This is a genomic window from Longimicrobium sp., assembly GCA_036377595.1.
Lineage (GTDB): Bacteria > Gemmatimonadota > Gemmatimonadetes > Longimicrobiales > Longimicrobiaceae > Longimicrobium.
The window spans coordinates 26,804-33,038 of record DASUYB010000175.1; the positions used below are offsets into that span (position 1 = coordinate 26,804).

Sequence of the window (6,235 nt, forward strand, 5' to 3'; positions counted from 1 at the left end):
GCCCGCGACCGTCCCTGCAGGACGAACGAGGTGCCGCGGCGGCCTGGGCGGCGAGCGCCCGGAGCCGTCGGAGCTTCGCTTCGCGGCCGCGCACCGTTGCGCCAATTCGGCGCGATGCGACAGCACGCGTGAGTATCTTCTTGTTTACGCGCGATTGGAGCGCATCCGGCCAACGCTACGCCGCGCCTCCAGGCGCGGGACCCGACTGCGCGGCCGGTGCATCGCGACACCGCCGGGAGAGAGAGGTGGAGGCATCTCGCCATCGCGGCGAGCGTTGCGGAGAAACATCAGTTCCCCGCGGCCTGCACCTAGACCCGGCATGCCAAGATATTTCGCGCAACAACGCCATCCTGTCAAGGCGCCGACAGGTAGAAGAATGTCGCCGTAGGTGACTGCGCCTTCTATAGATACGCTCACTCCAGCACCTTTCCCGGCACGGAGCGGCGCGTGCGCTGGGGAAATCCGTCCAACCCGTCCGAGCGCGGTTTTCCGCCCCGTTCTGCCGCGGACGTCGCCGGTCGCAAACGCGGCGGCCGGCACACGGGCGCGTGCTCCTCGCCCGTGTGCCATCCGTGGCCGAATCAGATCTGTCTCCGCGTGTGACCGCGACCGGATACGCCGCGGTGGGATCTCGCTACGCCACCATGAAGGCGGAGGGCGACGCCGCCATGGCCGCGACGGCCTCGACGTCAACCACGCGCCCGTCGAACAGGTGCACCTGGCGGTCGGCGCGCTCGGCGTAGCGCGGGTCGTGGGTCACCATGCAGATGGTGGCCCCGCCGCGGTGGAGCTCGGCCAGCAGCTCCATCACCTGCTCGCCGTTCTTCGAGTCGAGGTTGCCGGTGGGCTCGTCGGCCAGGAGCACCGACGGCTTCCCGGCGATGGCGCGCGCCACGGCCACGCGCTGCTGCTGGCCGCCGGAGAGCTGCGCCGGGTAGTGGCCGCGCCGGTGCGCCATCCCCACCCGCTCCAGCGCCTCCTCCACGCGCTGCTTCCGCTCCGCGGACGAGATCCCGCGGTAGGTCAGCGGCAGCTCCACGTTCTCGCGCACCGACAGGTCGCCGATGAGGTTGAACGCCTGGAAGATGAAGCCGATCTCGCGGTTGCGGATGGCCGCGCGCTCGGCGGGCTTCAGCGTCTGCACCGGCTCGCCCGCCAGCGTGTAGGTGCCCGAGGTGGGCGAGTCGAGCAGCCCCAGGATGGACAGCAGCGTGGTCTTGCCGCCGCCCGAGGGGCCCGCGATGGACAGGTACTCGCCCTCGCGGACGTCCAGGTCCACGCCGGAGAGGGCGTGCGTCTCCACCTCGTCGGTCGCGAACACCTTGCCGAGCCCGCGGAGCTCGATCAGAAGATCACCGCTTGCCATGAAACCTCGTCTGCAGTCGGGGGAAACACCGGGAGTAGGTGCTCAGAAAGTTCTGAGTTCTGAGTCCTAAGTCCTAAGTCCTAAGTCCTAAGTCCTAAGTCCTAAGTCCTAAGTCCTAAGTCCTAAGTCCTAAGTCCTAAGTCCTGAGTCCTGAGTCCTAAGTCCTAAGTGACAGATAACTAACCACTTAGGACTTAGGACTCAGGACTTAGGACTATCTGTTCAGATGCCCTCCTTCAGGGCCACGGTCGGCTCGATCCGGAGCGCGTTGAGCGCGGGGGCGCCGCAGGAGACGACGCCCATCAGCAGCATCGACGCGAGCACCGACAGCATCAGCATGGGGTCGAAGTGCGACCCCGGGATGCGGGTGAAGAGGAAGATCGAGATCAGCGCCCCGATCCCCGCGCCCAGCCCCAGCTGCACCACGGCGCGCGAGAACACCGAGGTCAGCACGTTGCGCGGGCTGGCGCCGAGGGCGCGGTAGATGCCGATCTCGCGCTTGCGCTGGGTGACGGTGAACGACATCAGCGCGAAGGTCACCGCCGCGGACAGGGCCACGATGAAGAAGCACACGCCCACCATCAGCAGCGCGAAGGCGCGGTCCATCCGCAGCTCGGTGTCGCTGCGCTGGTCGAGGCGGCGCGTGTCGTAGACCAGGAAGCTCTTGTCCACCTGCCCCGCGATGGCGCGGAAGCGCTCGGCCGCGTCGGTGGCGCCGCCCTCCAGGCGGATGGCCATGAACCCGGACTGCATCTCCTCCGGCTTCGCCAGCTGGTAGAGCCCCGCGGCCTTGTCGGGCCGCAGCGGGTTCATCCCCAGGTCGGGCACCACGCCCACGATCTCCAGCCAGGGCCCGGGCTCCTTGCTTCCCGACGCGGCGAAGCGGATCTGCCGGCCCACCGCGTTGCGGCCGCCGAGGACCGCCTGCACGAACGGCTGGTTGACCACGATCACCCCCTGCCCCGAGGCCGCGTCGGTGGCGCGGAAGCCGCGGCCGGCCAGGATCGGCGTCTTGAAGGTCTCGAAGAACTCCGAGCCGACGGAGGCCACGCGCACGCGCTGCACCTCGCCCGCGGCCGCGTTCCCCTCTCCCTTCACCTCCACCAGCTGGGGGAAGTGGGTCGAGCCGGGGAGCTGCCGCGCGAAGGTGGCGGCGGCGAAGCCGGGCTCGGCCAGCAGGCGCTGCTGCAGCGCCCGGTGCCGCTCCTCCATCTGGGCGGTGGACTCCGCGGCCTTCGTCTCGCCGCCTTCCACCCCCACGGGACCCTCGGTGCCGTAGCTGACGGTGAGGTATTCCTGCGGACGGATCCCCGGGTAGGCGGGGTCGGACCAGTTCAGCCCCAGCGTCCACGACAGGGCGATGGGCATCAGCGCGCCCGAGAGCGCCACCTGGGCCACGATGACGCCCGTCGACATCCGCCGCGAGCGCAGCCCGGCGCCGCCCGCCGCGCTCCGCCGCAGGCTGGCCTCGATGCTCCCGCGGGTGAACTTGAGGCCGGGGATCACGCCCATGAACACGGCGCCGACCACCGCCAGCGTCACCACGTAGAGGATCGTGGTCAGGTTGAGCCCCGAGTCGCGCCAGAAGGGGGCGGCGGTGCCCAGGGTGCGCCAGAAGAAGTCCTCGCCGTTGCGCAGCCCCCAGCTCACCACGGTCAGGGCGATGGCCGCGCCGATGGAGGTCAGCAGCAGCGCCTCGACGAACAGCTGGGTGACGATGCGGCCGCGGCTGGCGCCCAGCGCGGTGCGCACCGAGAACTCCTTCTCGCGCGTGACGATGCGGGCGAAGACCAGCGCGCCCACGTTGGCGCAGATCACCGCCAGCAGCATCATGAACACGGCGTTCACGCCCATCCGGGCCGAGCTCTCCACCGGGTCGGGGGTGAACTGCTCGAGGTAGGGCTGGATGCGGGGGCGCAGCCGCTCGTTGCTCTGCGGGAACTCCGAGGCCAGGCGCGCGCCCAGCACCGTCAGCTCGGCCTGCGCCTTCTCCAGCGTGTAGCCGGGCTTCAGCCGGGCGATGGTGCCGATGGCCGGGCCCTGGCGGCGCGGGAAGTCGAGCGCGTTCTCGCGGAAGGGGATCCAGACCTCCTGGTTCACCGGGAGCGCGAACGCCTTCGGCATCACCCCCACCACCGTGTACTGCTGCGACCCCACCTCCAGCGACTTGCCCACGATGGCGGGGTCGCGGCCGAAGCGGCGCTCCCACATCCGCTCGCCGATCACTACCACCGGGGCGGCGCCGGGCAGCTCGTCGCCCGCCACCAGCGGCCGCCCGCGGAGCGCGGGGATGCGCGCCAGGCGGAAGGCCGCCGGGCCGATCTCCACCACCTCTTCCGGCTCGGCCAGGCCGCCCGCGGGGCCCACGTTGCGCGTGTAGGTGCTGAACGCCGCCAGGTCCTGCACCCCCCTGAGCCCCTCGCGCCACGCCGTGAAGTCGTGCAGCGAGCGGGGCTCGGGCGCGTTGGTGGCCATGTCCTGGTCGTGGATCTCCACCACCTGCCCGCCGTCGTTCAGCGGGAGCGTGGGATAGAGGAGGTCGTTCACGATCTCGAAGTAGACCGCGCCGGCCCCGATGGCGAAAGCGGTGGACAGCACCGCGATCAGCGTCAGGAACGGATACCTCGTCAGCATCCGCAGGCTCAGCTTGAGGTCCAGCCACGACGACGAAAGGTTCATCTCGACACGCTCACGACTCAGGGGTTCGCGCGCACGTCCGTGCGGCGGTATCCAGGGCTTCGATGTGATGCCGGAAGGCGAGGTCCGTGCCACGTTGCGATGCGTTAAAAATCGTTGTGTCGCAACGATTTATCCGCCGACGCACACCATCTCGCGATGCGATTCTGGGAACATCTGTCCCACGAGCGGACACCCGGCGGCGGCGCGGCCGGCAGGGCGAGGTGCCGGCACGGAAAGGAACGCCGGCGGCGGAGTGCTACCGGAACGGCAGACGGTTGTGCCCAGCCATGTCAGGGTTGGGAACAAATGTACACGAAATCGGGCTGTAAAGGCAAGCCCTGAAACAACTTCCAGTTCCACGAACCGTCCCCCGCGGGCGCGAATCCGAGGTCCGGATACATCCGCGCGGCCACCGCGTTCTTCTCGCTGGGCACGAAGTGCCCCACCAGCGTGTGCCCGCCGCGCGCGGCCACGAGGCGCGCGAGCTCGGCCAGGAGGCACGCCTCCACCCGGCGGCCGATCACCCGGCAGCTGAGGAGGAAGGAGTCGACGTCCCACACGCCGTCGCCGCGCGGGGTGGCCAGCGCCACGCCGACCAGGCCGTTGTCGCCGAAGCGGTCGGCCACGCGCATCCACACCCCGATCCCCCCGCTGTCGAGCATCGCGGCCACTTCGGAGGCGGTGTGGCGGCGGGTGGTGAGGTTGAACTGGTTGGTCTTCTGGAGGAGCTGGGCCACGCGGGGGAGCGTGGCGTCGTCGATCTCCCCCATCGTCACCTGCATCTCCAGCGAGCGCAGGAATTCCTCCACGGAGCCGCTGCCGACCTGCGCCTCGCGCCGCTGCCGCTCGGCGCGGTAGAGGTCGGCGCGGCGGCCGTCCTCCTCGGTCAGCACGGGGTGGTCGAAGAGCTCGGCGGCCTCCAGCGCCTCGACGTAGCCCGTGGGCGACGCGGGGACGTCGACCACCGCCACCTGCGGGAGCCGCGAGCGCACCCATTCGCGCTCGACGGGGTTGTCGTCGAAGAACGCGAGCGAGTCGACGCCGATGTTGAGCTCGCGGGCGATGGCCAGCAGCGAGGTGGCCTTGTCTTCCCAGCTGATCTGCAGCGCGGCGAAGTCGGAGGAGCGCAGGACGCAGTCGGGATGGCCGTCGAGCACCTCCAGCGCGTCGGCCGGGTTGTTCTTGCTGGCCACGGCCAGGAGCACGCCGCGCGAGCGGAGCCGCTTGACGTGCCGCTGGAAGCTGCTGAAGACGTTCCCCGGATAGTCGGCGCCGAGCTTGATCCCCCCCGGCCCGTCCTCGCCCAGCACGCCGCCCCACAGGGTGTTGTCGAGGTCGAGCACCAGGCACTTGCGCGGCGGCATGCGCAGGCTGCGGAGCCGCCGCGCCAGCGCCCGGCCGATCTCCTGCTGCGCGGCGGCGCTGAAGGGGATGCGCCCCAGGTGCGCCAGCCGGGCGTCGCTCCAGCGTGCCAGGCCCACCTCGGCCGCCACGCGCGCCAGGTCGAAGACGAAGCAGCCGGGCACCGCCGCGCAGGCGCGCGCGATCGCGTCGTTGACGGCCGCGATCGCGGAGGCGATGGAGACGGACTGGCCGCCGTCGGCGACGCCCGCCGGGGCGTAGCGCGGCGGCGCGTGGTTGAAGACCAGCAGCGCCGCGTCGGTCCGGGCGCGGGCGCCCTCCAGCAGCGCGGTGATGCGCCGCTCCACCGCGGCCACCTCGGCGGCGACGTCGTCCGCGTCCATCGTCAGCAGCTCGTCGAGCAGCGCCGGCGCCAGGTCCTCGGCGCGCGTGGCGACGACGACCACGTCCGGCCGCCGCGCCAGGGTCGGGCTGCCGGCGTCGAGCAGCTGCTGCTCGAGCTGGCCGTAGGGCCCGAACTCGACGTCGATGCCCAGGCCGCGCCGGGCGCCCTCGACCGTCAGGTAGGGCGCCAGCACGTCGGCGGTGAAGGAGGCGACGACGGAGACGCGCAGGGGAACGAGCGCCTCGTCGTGCGCGGCGGACTGGACCGCGCGCGCCGCCTCGAGGTACGCCGCGGGCGACGCACCGCTTTCCGGTAGGAACTCCAGGGCCAAGCTAGGAACCTCTTTCTTTCGCAAGATCGGTAAGATGATGACGGAGAGTCCTAAGTCCTGAGTCCTAAGTCCTAAGTGGTTCGTTTTCTGTCACTTAGGACTTAGGACTTGG

At 70.4% G+C, this 6,235-nt stretch carries 3 protein-coding genes; all 3 read right to left on the reverse strand.

What is annotated here, in order from left to right:
* Positions 1-634 precede the first annotated feature (634 nt).
* Positions 635-1,366, reverse strand: coding sequence for an ABC transporter ATP-binding protein (locus VF092_29030; protein HEX6751371.1), 732 nt, complete (start codon positions 1,364-1,366; stop codon positions 635-637).
* Between the two features lie 222 nt (positions 1,367-1,588).
* Positions 1,589-4,045, reverse strand: a complete 2,457-nt coding sequence (locus VF092_29035; protein HEX6751372.1) for an ABC transporter permease — start codon at positions 4,043-4,045, stop codon at positions 1,589-1,591.
* Between the two features lie 290 nt (positions 4,046-4,335).
* The gene (locus VF092_29040; protein HEX6751373.1) at positions 4,336-6,123 is read right to left on the reverse strand and encodes an HAD-IIIC family phosphatase; all 1,788 of its coding nucleotides are present in this window, start codon (positions 6,121-6,123) and stop codon (positions 4,336-4,338) included.
* Between the last annotated feature and the right edge of the window lie 112 nt (positions 6,124-6,235).

Bases quoted from the DNA above. Each gene is read 5' to 3' on its own strand.
- VF092_29035 (HEX6751372.1), bottom strand. From the start codon at position 4,045: ATGAACCTTTCGTCGTCGTGGCTGGACCTCAAGCTGAGCCTGCGGATG.
- VF092_29030 (HEX6751371.1), bottom strand. From the start codon at position 1,366: ATGGCAAGCGGTGATCTTCTGATCGAGCTCCGCGGGCTCGGCAAGGTG.